15 protein-coding genes are annotated in these 17093 nt (G+C 59.8%); 3 read left to right on the top strand and 12 right to left on the bottom strand.

The window, feature by feature from the left end:
- Positions 1–164: 164 nt before the first annotated feature.
- From pgi to dksA, 11 genes are all read right to left on the bottom strand, one after another.
- Positions 165–1829 (bottom strand): glucose-6-phosphate isomerase, encoded by a 1665-nt coding sequence (gene pgi / locus KGB03_RS18745; RefSeq protein ID WP_218537486.1) that lies wholly within the window; start codon positions 1827–1829, stop codon positions 165–167.
- A 228-nt stretch (positions 1830–2057) separates the two neighbouring features.
- Complete coding sequence (panD, locus tag KGB03_RS18740) at positions 2058–2438, bottom strand: aspartate 1-decarboxylase (protein WP_008153310.1); 381 nt, start codon at positions 2436–2438, stop codon at positions 2058–2060.
- 197 nt (positions 2439–2635) lie between these two features.
- Positions 2636–3496 (bottom strand): pantoate--beta-alanine ligase, encoded by an 861-nt coding sequence (panC, locus tag KGB03_RS18735; protein ID WP_218537485.1) that lies wholly within the window; start codon positions 3494–3496, stop codon positions 2636–2638.
- Positions 3493–4293, bottom strand: coding sequence for a 3-methyl-2-oxobutanoate hydroxymethyltransferase (panB, locus tag KGB03_RS18730; RefSeq protein WP_218537484.1), 801 nt, complete (start codon positions 4291–4293; stop codon positions 3493–3495). Before panB ends, panC begins: the two co-directional genes overlap by 4 nt.
- A 371-nt stretch (positions 4294–4664) precedes the next feature.
- On the bottom strand, positions 4665–5150 hold the full coding sequence (gene folK / locus KGB03_RS18725) for a 2-amino-4-hydroxy-6-hydroxymethyldihydropteridine diphosphokinase (RefSeq protein WP_223528165.1): 486 nt from the start codon (positions 5148–5150) through the stop codon (positions 4665–4667).
- A gap of 3 nt (positions 5151–5153) precedes the next feature.
- The gene (locus KGB03_RS18720; protein WP_192410890.1) at positions 5154–6554 is read right to left on the bottom strand and encodes a polynucleotide adenylyltransferase PcnB; all 1401 of its coding nucleotides are present in this window, start codon (positions 6552–6554) and stop codon (positions 5154–5156) included.
- Positions 6555–7291: 737 nt separating this feature from the next.
- Complete coding sequence (locus KGB03_RS18715) at positions 7292–8728, bottom strand: sigma-54-dependent transcriptional regulator (protein WP_218537482.1); 1437 nt, start codon at positions 8726–8728, stop codon at positions 7292–7294.
- Positions 8729–8750: 22 nt separating this feature from the next.
- Positions 8751–11705: a sensor histidine kinase gene (locus KGB03_RS18710; RefSeq protein WP_218537481.1), complete on the bottom strand. Its 2955-nt coding sequence runs from the start codon at positions 11703–11705 to the stop codon at positions 8751–8753.
- A complete protein-coding gene (locus tag KGB03_RS18705; protein WP_003176118.1) occupies positions 11689–11865 on the bottom strand; it encodes a hypothetical protein in 177 nt (58 codons plus the stop codon). The genes KGB03_RS18710 and KGB03_RS18705 overlap by 17 nt, the downstream gene beginning before the upstream one ends.
- Positions 11866–11942: 77 nt before the next feature.
- On the bottom strand, positions 11943–12839 hold the full coding sequence (gene gluQRS / locus KGB03_RS18700) for a tRNA glutamyl-Q(34) synthetase GluQRS (protein WP_223528163.1): 897 nt from the start codon (positions 12837–12839) through the stop codon (positions 11943–11945).
- A gap of 200 nt (positions 12840–13039) precedes the next feature.
- Positions 13040–13483, bottom strand: coding sequence for an RNA polymerase-binding protein DksA (gene dksA, locus KGB03_RS18695; RefSeq protein WP_008153293.1), 444 nt, complete (start codon positions 13481–13483; stop codon positions 13040–13042).
- Between the two features lie 332 nt (positions 13484–13815).
- Between dksA and KGB03_RS18690 the strand changes: the two genes are divergently transcribed.
- Both KGB03_RS18690 and sfsA read left to right on the top strand, forming a co-directional pair.
- Positions 13816–14988 carry a pyridoxal phosphate-dependent aminotransferase gene (locus KGB03_RS18690; RefSeq protein ID WP_192410892.1) on the top strand — a complete coding sequence of 391 codons (1173 nt, stop codon included), beginning with the start codon at positions 13816–13818 and terminating at the stop codon, positions 14986–14988.
- On the top strand, positions 14988–15701 hold the full coding sequence (gene sfsA, locus KGB03_RS18685; RefSeq protein WP_218537479.1) for a DNA/RNA nuclease SfsA: 714 nt from the start codon (positions 14988–14990) through the stop codon (positions 15699–15701). Before KGB03_RS18690 ends, sfsA begins: the two co-directional genes overlap by 1 nt.
- Here sfsA and KGB03_RS18680 read toward each other — a convergent pair.
- Positions 15698–16015 carry a Rieske (2Fe-2S) protein gene (locus KGB03_RS18680; RefSeq protein ID WP_008153288.1) on the bottom strand — a complete coding sequence of 106 codons (318 nt, stop codon included), beginning with the start codon at positions 16013–16015 and terminating at the stop codon, positions 15698–15700. The two genes, sfsA and KGB03_RS18680, sit on opposite strands and share 4 nt — an antisense overlap.
- A 166-nt stretch (positions 16016–16181) precedes the next feature.
- Between KGB03_RS18680 and KGB03_RS18675 the strand changes: the two genes are divergently transcribed.
- Positions 16182–17054, top strand: coding sequence for a hemin ABC transporter substrate-binding protein (locus KGB03_RS18675; protein ID WP_223528159.1), 873 nt, complete (start codon positions 16182–16184; stop codon positions 17052–17054).
- Positions 17055–17093: the final 39 nt, after the last annotated feature.

The following is a 17093-nucleotide window of genomic DNA, read 5'->3' as shown; positions in this document are numbered from 1 at the left end:
CCGATCGGTGTGGAAGGGGCTGGCTGCAAAATTTGTGACTGACGCAAACCAATGTGGGAGCGAGCCTGCTCGCGATGGGGGCATGACATTCAACATTAATGTTGTATGTCAGACCGCTATCGCGAGCAGGCTCGCTCCCACAAGTGCTGCCGAGTGGCGTCAGATCAGCCGCGGTGACGACCGCGGAAGTAGTTGATCAAGCCTTGGGTCGAGGCATCGTCAGCCGGGCTTTCTTCGCTGCCGACCAGGCGGTTGTAGACGCCTTTGCCCAGCTCTTTACCCAGTTCCACGCCCCACTGGTCGAAGGCGTTGATGCCCCAGATCACGCTTTGCACGAAGACTTTGTGTTCGTACATCGCCACCAGTGCGCCGAGACGACGCGGGCTGATGCGTTCGACCACCAACGTATTGCTCGGACGGTTGCCCGGGATCACCTTGTGAGACGCAAGTTTCTGCACCTCTTCTTCGCTCATGCCTTTGTCGCGCAACTCGGCTTCGGCCTCGGCAAGGGTCTTGCCCAGCATCAGCGCCTGGCTTTGCGACAGGCAGTTGGCGTACAGCCACTGGTGGTGGTCGGACACCGGGTTGAAGCTGACGATCGGCACGATGAAGTCGGCCGGGATCAGTTGGGTGCCCTGGTGCAACAACTGGTGGTAGGCGTGCTGACCGTTGCAACCCACGCCGCCCCAGATCACCGGACCGGTGTCGGTGGACACTGGTGTGCCGTCCTGACGCACGCTCTTGCCGTTGGATTCCATGTCCAGCTGTTGCAAATGCTTGGTGATGTTACGCAGGTAGTGGTCGTACGGCAGGATCGCGTGGCTTTGCGCGCCCCAGAAATTTCCGTACCACACGCCGAGCAGGGCCAGCAGCACTGGCATGTTCTGTTCGAAAGGTGCGCTCTGGAAATGCTGGTCCATGGTGTAGGCACCGGACAGCAATTCCTTGAAGTTCGACATGCCGATGGCCAGCGCGATTGGCAAACCGATGGCCGACCACAGCGAGTAACGGCCGCCAACCCAGTCCCACATCGGGAAGATGTTTTCTTCGCGGATCCCGAAGGCCACTGCCGCTGCATTGTTGCTGGAGACGGCGATGAAGTGACGGTACAGCTCGGCTTCCGAACCACCCTGAGCCAGGTACCAGGCGCGTGCAGCCTGGGCATTCTTCAGGGTTTCGAGGGTGTTGAAGGATTTCGACGAAACGATGAACAGCGTGGTTTCGGCACGCAGCTTCATGGTCAGTTCGTGGAACTCACTGCCGTCGATGTTCGCCAGGTAATGGCAGCGCACACCCTTCTGGGCGTAAGACAGCAGCGCTTCGGAGACCAGTTCCGGGCCGAGGAACGAGCCGCCGATGCCGATGTTCACCACATCAGTGATCGGCTTCTCGGAGTAACCGCGCCACAGACCGTCGTGGATACGGCCCACGAGGTCGGTGATCTGGTTCAGGACCTTGTGCACTTCCGGCATCACGTTGACGCCGTTGACCTTCAGCTTGTCGCCGACCGGACGGCGCAGTGCGGTGTGCAAGGCCGGACGACCTTCGGAGGAGTTGACGATTTCGCCTTCGAACAGCGCTTTGATCGCGCCCTGGAGGTCGACTTCGTTCGCCAGGCCCACCAGCAGATCGCGGGTCTCGGTGTTGATCAGGTTCTTCGAGTAATCGAGAAACAGGCCGCAGCTGCTGAGGGTGAATTGGGTAAAGCGCTGCGGATCGGCATTAAAGGCTTCGCGCATGCTGAAATCTTGCATGGCTTGGCGGTGGTCATTCAACGCTTGCCAGGCGGGCAGAGCGGTAACGTCTTGAGGGGTGCGGTAATACGCCATCGCTGCGGGTTTCCTTTTTACTTGAACGGCCTTTTGAACACTGAAAATACCGGAGCGCTGTGGGTGGGCCTCCGGTCAACTGCGTCGACACGATTTCATGACACAGGGCGAATACAGTAAACCTCGCGCTGCGATCTGTCTTGACTTTGTCTGACCCGTTCCCGGTACTTTTTTATACATCGAGCAGGGAACGGTCCGACAAACGGAAGGGGAAGGGCTAAGACTGGATCAGGCGACCTGAACCGGAATGGCATTGCTGGTGTGGCTCAGTTCATTACCCGGGGCCATGTAGAGCATGCGTGGCTTGAAGTTGAGCAGCTCGGCTTCGCTGTAGTGGGCGTATGCGCAGATGATCACGCGGTCACCGACCTTGGCCTTGTGCGCTGCGGCACCATTGACCGAGATCATGCGCGAGCCTTCTTCGCCACGAATCGCGTAGGTGGTGAAGCGTTCACCATTGTCGATGTTGTAGATCTGGATCTGTTCGTACTCACGGATGCCGGACAGGTCCAGCCATTCGCCGTCGATGGCGCAAGAACCTTCGTAATCGAGTACAGCGTGGGTGACTTCGGCGCGATGCAGCTTGGCTTTGAGCATGATGGCGTGCATGAGTGTTTCCCCAGGTCGGAATCGAACGGCGGGCATTGTGCCCAAAGACTTGAGGGCCAGCAATACGGCGTGTGGAGTCACCGCCGACCCAATGTGGGAGCGGGCTTGCTCGCGAATGTGGTGTGTCATTCAGTATTGATGCCGACTGATCTGCCGCATTCGCGAGCAAGCCCGCTCCCACATTTGTATTGCGGTGTTCAGGCGGGTGTGTCGAGGTTCAGATGCAGGTTGTCGATCAGCCGCGTAGTGCCCAGGAACGCCGCCACCAGAATCACCAGATCCCGATCCTGCGCAGTCGCCGGGCGCAAGGTCAGCGCATGGCGAATCTCCAGATAGTCAGGACGCAAACCCGCCGCTTCAAGCTGCTTGATCTGCGCATCAATCAACGCCGGGAAATCCCGTTCGCCCTGTTTGATTGCGTCGGCAATCTGGCTCAAACCGCGATACACAACTGGCGCAACGGCCCGCTGTTCTTCGCTGAGGAAACCATTGCGCGACGACAGCGCCAGGCCATCGGCCGCACGTACCGTCGGTTCGCCGATGATCTGGATCGGCATGTTCAGGTCATGCACCAGGGCGCGGATCACCGCCAGTTGCTGGAAGTCTTTCTGGCCGAAGATCGCCAGGTCCGGCTGGACCATGTTGAACAGCTTGGTGACGACCGTCGCCACCCCTTCGAAATGCCCGGGACGGCTGGCGCCGCACAGGCCTTCGGAGAGTTGCGGAACGCTGACACGGGTCTGGCCGACCATGCCGTCGGGGTACATTTCTTCAACGGTTGGCGCGAACAGCAAGTGGCAGCCGGCCTGGAGCAGTTTCTCCTGATCGGCCGCGAGGGTGCGCGGGTACTTGTCGAGGTCTTCGCCGGCGCCGAACTGCAACGGGTTGACGAAAATGCTCGCGACCACGAAATCCACCCGTTGGGTGGCTTTGGTCACCAGTGCCACATGACCGCTGTGCAGGTTGCCCATGGTCGGCACGAAGCCGATGCGCTTGCCTTCACTGCGGGCACGGGCCACTGCGGCCCGCAATTCGCGTACGGTTTTTACGGTGTTCATGCAGAGAATCCGTGTTCGATACCAGGGAAAGTCGCCGCTTTGACTTCAGTGACGTACGCACCAAGCGCCGCTTGAATGTTTTGTTGCCCGGCCATGAAGTTCTTCACGAACTTCGGCATACGGCCAGTGATCGACAGGCCGAGCATGTCGTGCAGAACCAGGACCTGGCCGTCGGTGCCGCTGCCGGCGCCGATGCCGATCACCGGGATACCCACCGCCTGGGTGATTTCCTGAGCCAGTTCACTCGGTACGCACTCGAGCAACAGCATGGCTGCCCCCGCCTGTTCCAGAGCGATGGCATCGGCGCGCATCTGGCGTGCCTGGTTCTCGCTGCGGCCCTGGACTTTGTAACCGCCCAGAATATTCACCGATTGCGGTGTCAGCCCCATGTGGGCGCACACCGGGATACCGCGTTCGGCCAGCAGACGGATCGAGTCCGCCAGCCACAGCGCACCTTCAACCTTGACCATGTGCGCACCCGCCTGCATCAACAGGGCGCTGTTGGTCATGGTTTGTTCGAGGGTGGCGTAGGCCATGAAGGGCAGGTCGGCGAGGATCAACGCATCGGTGTTACCGCGTTTGACGGATGCCACGTGGTAAGCCATTTCCGCGGTGGTGACCGGCAGGGTGCTGTCGTGACCTTGCAAAACCATGCCTAGGGAGTCGCCCACCAGTAGCACTTCGACGCCAGCCTCATTGCAGGCGTGGGCGAAGGTCGCGTCATAGCAGGTCAGCATGGTGATCTTTTCACCTTTTTGTTTGAGACCTTGCAGAGTGGTCAGGGTGATGGCTGGCATGAAAAGTTCCTCATTCAGGCGCTGTGGAAACTACTGCGAGTAACGCGCGTGATTCTTCGTTAAATACAGGCGCACGGTCTGTTGTCGTGCTTTTAAGGCCTGGATTGCGCCCTTCAACGCCGTGTTGGCGGCAGCGGGACGCCTATAGTCGTGAGGAGAACTCGGGAAGTCAATTGCGTGTGTTACCGCATTGTTACGTGTGGGGTGTTACCGGGGTAACTGATGCGATTCAGCAGGATTGCCGTCGATCTTGAGTCCGGTACAAAACACTGTGGGAGCGGGCTTGCTCGCGAATGCGGTGTGTCAGTCAACATTGAGGCTGGATGGCACACCGCATTCGCGAGCAAGCCCGCTCCCACAGGGGATTTTTGTCAATTTTGGGAGAGGCGTTCCAGGCCGACGAACGGGCAGGCAGCGAGCAAATCGCTCAGGCTGCGGCCATCAGCCAGACGCAAATCCGCAGGCGCCAGTTCGGCCAGTGGATAGAGAACGAACGCTCGTTCCTGCATATGGTAGTGAGGCACCTTGAGGCGAGGTTCATCGATCTGCCGATCACCGAACAGTACGATGTCGAGATCCAGCGTACGCGGCCCCCAACGTTCAAGGCGCTCGCGGCCCTGTCCGTTCTCGATGGCTTGCAGCGCATCAAGCAGCTCCAGCGGCGGGAGCGTGCTGTCGAGGGCGGCAACCGCGTTGGTATAACGCGGTTGGCCGGGCAGCAGCGAGTCGCTCTGATAAAACCCGGAAACCCCGATCAGTTCGGTCTGCGGCAACTGTGTCAGCGCCTCGACGGCGCTGCGCAATTGTTCGGCGGGGTCAGCCAGATTGCTGCCCATGCCGATGTAGATGCGTTCCATGGATTACTCGCCCGTGGCGCTCGGTGCGCCGGCGGTGCGTTTGCGCTTGGCACCACCGCTGCGGCGACGCTTGCGTGGCGCGCCGGTGCCGTCATCCTTGCCGCTGAGGTCGCGGATCATGTCGCGACGTTCGCTGTCGTTGGCGTCCTGATAGTCCGTCCACCATTCGCCCAGGCCTTCGGTCTGCTCACCGGCGCTTTCGCGCAGCAGCAGGAAGTCGTAACCGGCACGGAACCGCGGATTGTCCAGCAACAGGTCGGCGCGCTTGCCGCTGCGGCGTGGCAGACGCTCTTGCATGTCCCAGATCTCGCGGATCGGCATGGTGAAGCGTTTCGGAATCGCGATGCGCTGGCACTGTTCGGCAATCAACTCGTGAGCGGCTTCCTGCATGGCCGGAATCGGCGGCATGCCACGTTCTTGCAGGCGCAATACACGGGCCGGCAGGGCAGGCCAAAGCAGCGCCGCAAACAGGAACGCCGGGGTCACCGGTTTGTTCTGTTTGATCCGCAGATCGGTGTTGATCAACGCATCGCTGATCAGCGTGTGGGTGTACGTCGGGTTGTATTCCAGCGCCTCGGCACTGGCCGGGAACAGCGGATCGAACAGCTGCAGGTCGACCAGCATCTCGAAGGTGTCCGCGGCATGGCCGGAGAGGAACAGCTTGAGCACTTCTTCGAACAGGCGGGCCGATGGGATCTCGCGCAGCATCGGCGCCAGTTCACGGATTGGCACGGCGCTGTGCTTTTCGATGCCGAAATTAAGCTTGGCGGCGAAACGCACGGCTCGCAGCATCCGTACCGGATCTTCCTGGTAGCGTTGCTTCGGGTCGCCGATCAGGCGGATCAGGTGATTGCGGATGTCGTGTACGCCGTTGGCGTAATCGAGGATGCGCTCGCTGACCGGATCGTAATACAAGGCGTTGATGGTGAAGTCGCGGCGCTGCGCGTCTTCTTCCAGCGTGCCATAGACGTTATCGCGCAGGATGCGCCCGCTTTCGTTACGGGAAGACTGGTTGCTGTCTTCCTCTTCATCGTTTTGCGGGTGATTGGCGCGGAAGGTCGCGACTTCAATGATTTCGCGGCCAAAGTGGATGTGCACCAGCTTGAAGCGGCGACCGATGATCCGCGCGTTGCGGAATTCGGCCCGCACCTGCTCAGGCGTGGCACTGGTGGCGACGTCGAAATCTTTTGGCGTGATGCCGAGCAGCATGTCACGCACACAGCCGCCGACCAGGTAAGCCTGATAACCGGCGTTCTGCAGGCGTTCGACGATGTTCACCGCGTAGCGACTGAATTGGGCCTTTTGCAGCGAATGTTGGCCGCTGTTGAGCACTTCAGGCGTACTGCGAATGTGTTGCGTATGACGCTTGGGAGAACGGAATGACTGGAACAGCTTCTTCAGCATGGGATGCACTGTTTGAAGGAATGTTCGGCCAAAACGAAGAATGACCGCATGATGGGCGGGGATTCTAGCATTTAGTCGGGGGATGGTGTAGGAAGCTGCGCAAGCGCTTGAAGCAGGGGCTTATTGGTGCGGATTGGTTCTGTGTGCCGCTACAAGGGCCAAACACCAGAAACTACAAGGGGAGCCGAAGCTCCCCAAGAAAGTAGTTGCATGCTCTATTTTTATTTTTGATTCGGGCTTTTTGTTTTTGTTAAGTGCCCTCGCCATGAAGTTTTTCCTTCATGACCCTCCCAATCGGGAGCCAAGAGCAAACGGATTGCTTTGGTCGCTGTGTTGCAGTGATCTTGCGATCCAACCAGTTCAGGCTCTGTCTTGTGACAGTTTTTTGTTGTTCTCGGCCTGGTCGTGGGGCAAGCCCCAAATACAACGCCTCTCCAAAAGAATCAGTTAGCTACGCCTCTCGCCGTCTTGTTTTTATTGTGCGTGAGTCGATACGTCTTATTTTTATTGTCTTGTGCATTGCTTGTTATTGTTCTTGTACCAAACATATAGCAGGGTGCGTGCCAACTTTTGCGAGGCCCAGCAAAACAAGGGGTTAGGCCCGTTGGTGAGGTTTTCAGAGGCCAAAAAAAACCGGGGCTTCGTTACCGTAAGCCCCGGCTTCTGTTACGTGGAAAAGGTGAGGTAACAGTTTTTTCACCTTGTCACGTGTTACCCGCACATCAGACAGGTGAGGTTCAGCTCTCGCTGGCCACCCCGGTCTTGCGCCGCGGAATGCCCAGGCGCTGACGGCGTTCCCACAGGCATTTGCGACTGACACCGAGTTTGCGTGCCAACTCGGTTTCGGTCATGTGGTCCTGGTGCTCGAGAACGAAGTGTTGGAAGTAGTCTTCCAGTGACAGGTCTTCGGTCGGCTCATGGCTATTGTTACCGGCGGCGCTGCCCTGTTGTGGTGGCAGGCCGATGAAATCGTCATCGTCCAGATCGCTCAGCTCGATGTCGATCCCCAGCAGCTCGGCGGAAATCTCCGGGCTCTCACACAGAATGACCGCACGTTCTACGGCGTTTTCCAGCTCCCGAACGTTACCCGGCCAGGAGTAGTGACGAATGGCTTGCTCGGCATCCGGGGCGAACTTCAGGTCGGTGCGGTTGACCCGCGCGCTCTGCCGCGCCAGGAACGCGTTGGCAATTTCGTTGACGTCGGCACCGCGCTCGCGCAGGGCCGGCAGTTTCAGGGCGATCACGTGAAGGCGGTAATACAAGTCTTCACGGAACTGGCCGATCTTCGCCAGGCTCTTGAGGTCCCGGTGAGTCGCGGCGATCAGGCGCACATCGACTTTCTGGGACTGCACCGAACCCACACGACGAATTTCACCTTCCTGCAGCACGCGCAGCAGGCGGGCCTGGGCTTCCAGTGGCAGTTCGCCGATTTCGTCGAGGAACAAGGTGCCGCCGTCGGCGGCTTCTACCAGGCCGGCACGCCCGGCGCTGGCGCCAGTGAACGCGCCTTTTTCGTGGCCGAACAGTTCGGACTCGATCAGGCTTTCCGGAATGGCCGCGCAGTTCACCGAAATCATCGGCGCCTTGGCACGTTTGGACAGGTTGTGCAGGGCGCGCGCCACCAGTTCTTTACCGGTGCCGGATTCGCCCTGAATCAAAACATTGGAGTCGGTTGGCGCGACTTTGCGGATCTTGCTGTACAGATCCTGCATCGGCGGGCAGGAGCCGATGATGCCGATTTCGCCATTGTTGTTGCTGGCGCCCGGTTTCGCGGCGCCATTACCGGCTTTGCCAGCGACCGGTTCACCGCTGGCTTGCACAGTTTGACGGTCACGCAGGATTCGCGCGACGGCTTGCAGCATTTCATCGTGATCGAAAGGCTTGGCGATGTAATCCACCGCGCCCATCTTCATCGAGTCGACCGCCGAACGCAGGCTGGCGTAGCTGGTCATGATCAACACCGGAGTGCCCTGGCCGAGTTTGATCAACTCGGTGCCAGGCGCGCCAGGCAGACGCAGGTCGCTGACGATCAGGTCGAACGTGGGAATGGTGAAGCGTTCTTGTGCTTCCTGCACTGAACCGGCTTCGCTGACCTGGTACTGGTTACGTTCCAGCAGGCGGCGCAAGGCGGAGCGGATAATTGTTTCGTCTTCGACGATCAAAATGTGCGGCATTGATTCGATACTCTCGACGGTCTCAGTTCACAGCGGACGTCGCTTCGACATGACGCGGCAAGGTCACCCGGATACGGGTGCCGCGTTGGCTTTGAACATCAGCCGGGCTGTCGATGGTGATTTGTCCATAATGCTCTTCAACGATGGAATAGACCAGTGCAAGGCCCAGACCGGTGCCTTCGCCAGGATCCTTGGTGGTGAAGAAAGGTTCGAACAATCTGTCCATGATGTTCTTCGGAATACCGCTGCCTTCGTCCTCCACGATCAAATCGACCGTGTGTTCGCCGGCTTCGCTTTTGACCCGTACCGCACTGCCGGGAGGCGAGGCGTCGCGGGCGTTTGAGAGCAGGTTGATCAGTACTTGCGCAAGTCGCTGCGGGTCGCCTTCGACCCAGTGATCGGGATCGCACAGGTTGTAGAACTGCACTTCGAAATTGCGTCGGTTCAGCGCCAGCAAACCGATGGCATCCTGGGCCACTTCGGCCAGACAGACGGGCTCGTCGCTGTGCTGATGACTGCCGGCGTGGGCGAAGCTCATCAGCGACTGAACGATGCGCGACACGCGTTTGGTCTGCTCCAGGATCTGCCCGCTGATTTCCTTCAGTTCGCTGTCTTCTTCGCGCTCTTCGCGCAGGTTCTGCGCCAGACAGGCGATGCCAGTGATCGGGTTACCGATTTCATGGGCCACACCGGCGGCGAGTCGACCGATGCTGGCCAGGCGCTCGGAGTGCACCAGTTTGTCTTCGAGCATCTGGGTTTCGGTCAGGTCTTCAACCAGCAGCACCAGGCCGCTGTTACCCGGGGCCAACGGTTCATCGATCGCGGCTTTGTGCAAGTTCAGCCAGCGGGTCTGGCCGTCGAGGGCCAGGTGCTGTTTGTGCAAATGTTCGTCCGGCAGATTGATGAAGCCTTGCAGCAGCTCTTTCCAGGGATCGGCAATGGTGCTCAGCCGCGAGCCGACCACACGCTGTGCGGCAATGCCAGTCAGCTCCTCCATGGCTTTGTTCCACATGAGGATTTCCTGATCCTTGGCCAGCGAGCAAACGCCCATCGGCAATTCCTGCAGGGTCTGGCGGTGATAGCGGCGCAGGGCATCGAGTTCGGCGGCCAGCCCGGTCAGGCGCGAGTGGTAATCCTCGAGGCGACTTTCGATGAAGTGGATGTCTTCGGTGACGTAGTTTTCGCCGCCGGCCTTATAAGGCAGGAATGTCTCGACCATGTCCTGAGCCACACTCGGCCCCATCAGGCCGGAGAGGTTGGCTTCGATACGGTCGCGCAAGCGACGCAAGGCGTAAGGCCGGCGTTCATCGAAAGGCAGATAGAGGTCGCGCAGGGCCTGTTCGACTTCTTTCTGCGCAGCCTTGGCGCCCAGGGGCTTGGCAAGCTGTGTGGCGAATTCCTGGGGGGAGGCGGCGTGCAGTTCGCGGCGTTGCGGCCGACGCACGTTGTCCACGGCGCAGGCTTCGGCGGCGCTGGCTTCTTCGCTGCTGGCGTTGGTGAACAGCGAGATCAGGGTGAACATCAGCACGTTGGCCGCCAGCGAGGCGATCGCCGCCATGTGCCAACTGGTGTCGTCCAGCACGTAGATCATGTTCAGCAGCGGTATGTAGAAACCCTGCAGATTGCCGACCAGCGGCAGCAGCATGGTTACCAGCCACACCAGAATCCCCGCGAGCAAACCGGCGATGAAACCGCGGCGGTTGGCGGTCGGCCAGTACAGTACCGACAGCACGCCCGGCAGGAATTGCAGAGTGGCGACGAAGGCGACGATGCCCAGATTCGCCAGGTCCTGCTCCGCGCCCAGCAGCAGGTAGAAACCGTAACCGGCCATGATGATCGCGACGATCAGCGCCCGGCGGGTCCACTTCAACCAGCGGTAGATATTGCCTTCGGCCGGCGGCTGATAGAGCGGCAACACCAAATGGTTCAGCGCCATCCCGGACAGCGCCAGGGTGGTGACAATGATCAAGCCGCTGGCCGCCGACAAGCCACCGACATAGGCCAATAGCGCCAGGGCCTTGTTGTTGGCGGCGATGCCGATGCCCAGCGTGAAGTATTCCGGGTTGGTGGTGGCGCCGAGTTTCAGCCCGGCCCAGAGAATTAGCGGTACCGCCAGGCTCATCAACAGCAGAAACAGTGGCAAGCCCCAGCTCGCGCTGACCAGCGAGCGAGGGTTGAGGTTTTCGGTAAACGTCATGTGGTACATGTGCGGCATCACGATCGCCGAAGCGAAGAACACCAGCAGCAGCGTGCGCCATGGACCTTCCTGCAATGGCGTGTGCAACGCGGCGAGGGCGGTCTGGTTTTGCAGTAGCCACAGTTCCAGCTGTTGCGGGCCGTCGAATACGCCGTACAACGCATACAAGCCAACACCGCCGATGGCGATCAGCTTGATCACCGATTCAAAGGCAATCGCGAACACCAGGCCTTCGTGTTTCTCCCGCGTCGCAATGTGCCGCGAGCCGAAGAAAATCGTGAACAGCGTAATCAGTGCGCAGAAGCTCAGGGCCACGCGATGTTGCACCGGCTCGCGGGTGAGGATGCCGATGGAGTCGGCCACCGCCTGAATCTGCAACGCCAGCAGCGGCAGCACGCCGATCAGCATGAAGATCGTGGTCAGTGCGCCGGCCCAGGTGCTGCGGAAACGGAAGGCGAACAGATCGGCCAGCGACGACAGCTGATACGTGCGGGTGATTTTCAGGATCGGATACAAAAGCACCGGCGCCAGCAGAAACGCGCCGGAGACGCCCAGATAGCTGGACAAAAATCCGTAGCCGTATTGATAGGCCAGGCCCACCGTGCCGTAAAACGCCCACGCACTGGCATACACGCCCAGCGACAGGGTGTACGTCAGCGGGTGGCGAATGATCGCCCGGGGGATCATGCCCCGTTCGCTGATCCAGGCTACGCCGAACAGCACCGCCAGGTAGGCGGCGCTGATCAGGATCATCTGGGTCAGGCTAAAGCTCATCGGCATCTTTTTGACTCTGCAGGATGAAGGTCACGACGATCAGAATCAGCCAGAGCAGATAAGGGCGATACCAGGCGCCAGTGGCGTCGATCCACCAATCCATGATGGCCGGGGAGAACAGATAAATCCCCACTACCAGGAGCAGGACCAAGCGATAGATGTACATCCCGGCCTCTCTTTTTTATGCGCGTGCCCGAAAACGTGCGGCGATGGTAACGGATGGGCGCGCCACTGCAAGTGTGATCACTGTAGTTGTGCTTCGGGCAGGTTGAGTGTGCGCGGGATCAACACGGCATCCCAGTGGGCGATGCCCCAGTTCAACACTTCCCGTGGGGTGGCGTAAGCCAGTTCGGCACCGGGATTGTGCCCCAGTGCGCGCAATGCACGCAGCAACAAGGGGGTTGCCTGATCTTCGGTCAACGGCGGCGAACGATAGGACTTGCCGAGCTTGTGGCCATCGGGCTGGGTGATCAGCGGGATATGCAGATAGCGCGGTTGCGGCAGGCCAAGCAGTTCTTGCAAGTAGAGCTGGCGCGGCGTGGAGTCGAGCAGGTCGGCGCCGCGGACGATATCGGTAATGCCTTGCCAGGCGTCGTCCAGCACCACCGCCAATTGATAGGCGTAGAGCCCGTCGCGGCGACGAATCACGAAATCTCCGACTTCCCGGCCCAGGTGTTGGCGGTATTCGCCTTGCACTCGGTCGATGAAGTGATATTCCAGCTCGGGGACACGCAGGCGAATCGCAGCATCTTTAGTGTCATGACCGGCGTTGCGACAAAAGCCCGGGTAAATCCCGTGATACGGCTCCAATTGTTTGCGCGAGCAAGTGCAAGCGTAGGCCAGGCCCTGATTGAACAGGCGATTGAGGACTTCGGCGTAGGCATCGTGCCGGTCACTCTGTCGGACCATTTCGCCATCCCACTCGAAACCGTAGCTTTCCAGGGCTTTGAGGATCGCCGCTTGAGCGCCGGGCTCTTCCCTGGGAGGATCGAGATCTTCCATGCGCGTCAGCCAGCGACCACCCACCGAGCGCGCGTCGAGGTATGAGGCCAGCGCTGCGACCAGCGAACCGAAATGCAGATGGCCACTGGGCGTGGGGGCGAAGCGCCCGATGTAGGGAGTGGAAGTCGTGGCGGTCATGGACGAATGTTACATCTCTGGTCGTGCGCGAGTCCCTGTGGGAGTGAGCCTGCTCGCGATAGCGGTTTCACATACAACACATTCGTTGACTGACACGCCGCAATCGCGAGCAGGCTCGCTCCCACAGGAGGGCTCGCCGTGGCGAATGTCAGAAACAAAAACGGAGCGTTCGCACGCTCCGTTTTTCGTTCAAGTCGAGATTACTTGCCGACTTGCTTTTCCTTGATTTCCGCCAGGGTCTTGCAGTCAACGCACATGTCGGCGGTAGGGCGGGCTTCCAGTCGCTTGACGCCGATTTCGACGCCGCAGGACTCGCACCAGCCATATTCTTCGTCTTCGATCAGTTGCAGCGTCTTGTCGATCTTTTTGATCAACTTGCGCTCGCGGTCGCGGGCACGCAGCTCGAGGCTGAATTCTTCTTCCTGGCTGGCACGGTCTGCCGGGTCCGGGAAGTTGGCCGCTTCGTCTTTCATGTGATCAACAGTACGGTCGACTTCCTGCATCAAGTCCTGTTTCCACTTATTCAGGATCTTGGTGAAGTGAGCGCGCATGGGCTTGCCCATGTACTCCTCGCCCTTCACTTCTTTGTAGGGTTCGAAGCCGCTGATCGACTGGTTCTGTTGTTGCTTTGCTTGGGTGGACATGAAATAGACCGCCTCTACTCTTGTAATCCATTGCGCAGGATTGCTCCATCACCGACACCTGCCGGCCCTGCGGCTGCAAGCGGGCGAACTTACCAGATCAAATCGGGCCGCGCTACTCCCGGATGTCGAGGTAGTGGCCCGCAGTGCTTGCAAATGATTGCAAAGCCTTGTCTGGTGGCGCTGGAGACCTGATCAATTATTGATTTTAGTCAAACCTGAGACACACGCTTGAGTCGTTTGAGAACAGCGTTATAACGGTCTGACCGCTTTAGGTTCTCGCTCGTTCCTGCGCTTGGGTAGAATCAGTTCTTTTCCCCGTTGAAGGAAGGCTAATGGCTCAGTCCTACAGTGCCCGCAGTCGCGCGATCGAACCTTTCCATGTCATGGCGCTGCTGGCGCGGGCCAATGAACTGCAAGCCGCTGGTCACGACGTGATCCACCTGGAAATCGGCGAACCCGACTTCACCACCGCCGAGCCGATCATTCAGGCTGGCCAGGCCGCATTGACGGCGGGGAAGACCCGTTACACCGCCGCGCGTGGCATTCCCGAGTTGCGTGAGGCCATTTCCGGCTTTTATCAGCAACGTTACGGTTTGAACATCGACCCGCAGCGAATTCTCATCACGCCTGGCGGTTCCGGTGCGCTGCTGCTGGCCAGCGCCTTGTTGGTGGATCCGGGCAAGCACTGGCTGCTGGCGGACCCGGGATACCCGTGCAACCGGCACTTTTTGCGGCTGGTGGAAGGCGCCGCGCAGCTTGTTCCTGTAGGCCCGGACGTGCGCTATCAGCTGACGCCGGAACTGATTGCCCGCCACTGGGACCACGACAGCGTCGGCGCCCTGGTGGCTTCGCCAGCCAATCCGACCGGGACGATCCTGACCCGCGATGAACTGGCGGGCCTGTCTGCCGCGATCAAGGAGCGTCACGGTCATCTGGTGGTGGACGAGATCTATCACGGCCTGACCTATGGCACTGATGCGGCCAGCGTGCTGGAAGTCGATGACAGTGCCTTTGTACTGAATAGTTTTTCCAAGTATTTCGGCATGACGGGGTGGCGACTGGGTTGGCTGGTGGCGCCTGAAGCGGCGGTCGGTGAACTGGAAAAGCTCGCCCAGAACCTCTACATCAGCGCCCCGAGCATGGCTCAGCACGCCGCTCTGGCCTGCTTCGAACCGGCCACGATCAGCATTCTGGAAGAACGCCGCGCCGAATTCGGCCGTCGTCGGGATTTCCTCTTGCCAGCCCTGCGAGAGCTGGGCTTCGGTATCGCTGTCGAGCCTGAAGGCGCGTTCTATTTGTATGCCGATATCAGCAAGTTCGGCGGCGATGCCTTCGCGTTCTGCCGACATTTCCTCGAAACCGAACACGTTGCGATTACTCCGGGTCTGGACTTCGGTCGTTATCAGGCCGGCCATCATGTGCGGTTTGCCTACACCCAAAGTCTTCCGCGCCTACAGGAAGCGGTCGAGCGGATTGCGCGCGGCTTGAAGAGCTGGCAAGGCTGATGCGTTTTCATCCTCCCCTCGAAGAAGGTCGTTTGATTCGTCGTTACAAGCGTTTTCTCGCCGATATCGAAACCGTTAGCGGCGAGTTGATGACTATTCATTGCCCGAACACCGGCTCGATGCTCAATTGCCAGGTTGAGGGCGGGCAGGTCTGGTTCAGCCGTTCCAACGACCCCAAGCGCAAGTTGCCCGGTACCTGGGAAGTCGGCGAAACCCCGCAGGGGCGCTTGTTTTGCGTGAACACCGGGCGAGCCAACGGCTTGATCGAAGAAGCGTTGCGAGCGGGTGTCATCACTGAACTCAACGGCTTTACCGAGCTGAAGCGCGAAGTGGCCTACGGTCAGGAGAGCAGTCGCATCGATTTCCGCCTCGATTACCCGAGCGGGCCGGCGTATGTCGAAGTCAAAAGTGTCACCCTGGGCTTCGACGGTTCGCTGGTAGCGGCATTTCCCGATGCAGTGACCCAGCGCGGGGCCAAGCATTTGCGCGAATTGGCGCATTTGGCCCGGGACGGAATTCGTGCGGTGCAGTTGTATTGCGTCAATCTCACCGGCATCGACGCTGTGCGTCCTGCAAAAGAAATCGATTCGGCCTACGCCGACGCTTTGCGTGAAGCGGTGGCGTGCGGAGTCGAGGTGCTGGCCTATGGCGTGCGGTTGACCCACGAAGAAATGGTGGTCGATCGGCGTCTGGAAGTGTTGCTCAACGGCTAAAGACTGACCCAGATCCCTTGCTCGTCTTCGCGGCAGGCGACGGTGGTCAGAGACTGGCCGGCGCAAGGGCCGGCGACGCATTCGCCGTCTTCGATCAGAAACAGTGCGCCGTGGGTCGCGCACTGAATCAGGCTGTTGCTGGGGTCGAGAAACTGGTCGGGTTTCCATTCCAGTCCGACGCCACGGTGCGGGCAGCGATTGATGTAGACGTAAACCTGGCCGCCACGGCGCACGGCAAAGAGCTTCTGGCCGTCGATGTCGAAGCCGCGACTGCTGGCATCGGCCAGCTCAACGCCTGCACAAAGAAACTTCATGTCTATCCTCAAGTCCGGCGGCTCGTGACTGGATATGTCCGAGCTTGACGTTCAAATGCAAGCAATTATCAAATGGCCGCCTTGCCCTTCGGGTACAGATGCCAGGCGCCAAGGATACGTGGCCTGTCATTTCAATGCCCGGGAAAACCCTTGAAGGAAGCTGTTTATGCGCCTGAGTACCCGCGTTGCTGCGCTCTGTGTCGGATTCCTCGTCAGCCACCACGCCGCAGCGGCCGAGTCGCCACAACGTTGGGTCAGTGCCGGGGGCGCTTTATCGGAATGGATCAGCGCGCTGGGCGGTGAATCGAAACTGGTCGGTGTCGACACCACCAGTCAGCACCCGGAATCGCTCAAGGCCTTGCCGAGCATCGGGTATCAGCGGCAGCTGTCGGCGGAGGGCATCTTGAGCTTACGCCCGCAGATACTGGTCGGTACCGAGGAAACGGGGCCGCCACCGGTGCTTTCGCAGGTTCGTAGTGCGGGTGTGCAGGTCGAACTGTTCTCGGCCCAGCCGGACCTGCCGACGTTGCAGGGCAATTTGCAGCGTCTGGGCAAATTGCTTGGCGCTGACGATCAGGCCTCACAGGTGTTCCAGGCTTATCAACAGCAACTCGATCAGCAAAAGATCCGGGTCAATCGGGCGCAGTTGAAAGGAAAATCGCCGGGCGTGCTGTTGTTGCTTGGTCACGCGGGCGGCAAACCGCTCATCGCCGGCAAGGACACCGCCGCCGATTGGTTGCTGCAACAGGCCGGCGGACACAATCTGGCCACGCATACCGGCTACAAACCCTTTTCTATTGAATCCCTGGTCAGCCTGGATCCTGAGGTGCTGGTGTTTGCCGATCGCGCACTGACCGGCGATGCAGCCCGTGCGGCGTTGTTCAAGGAGAACCCGATCCTGTCCTCGACCCGCGCCGCCAAGGACGGGCGAGTCATGGAGCTTGATCCGACCTTGTTGGTCGGGGGCTTGGGGCCGCGGCTACCCGATGCGATGAAAAAACTGTCTGACGCCTTTTACCCCGATTCGGCCGGCCAATGACCATCCTGGTTAAACCCCGTGCTTTGTTCATTGGTCTGA

This window comes from Pseudomonas sp. BF-B-26, assembly GCF_019956495.1.
Taxonomy (GTDB): domain Bacteria; phylum Pseudomonadota; class Gammaproteobacteria; order Pseudomonadales; family Pseudomonadaceae; genus Aquipseudomonas.
The sequence above is the reverse complement of the archived record's forward strand: the minus strand, read 5'-3'. Positions and strand labels throughout refer to the sequence as shown.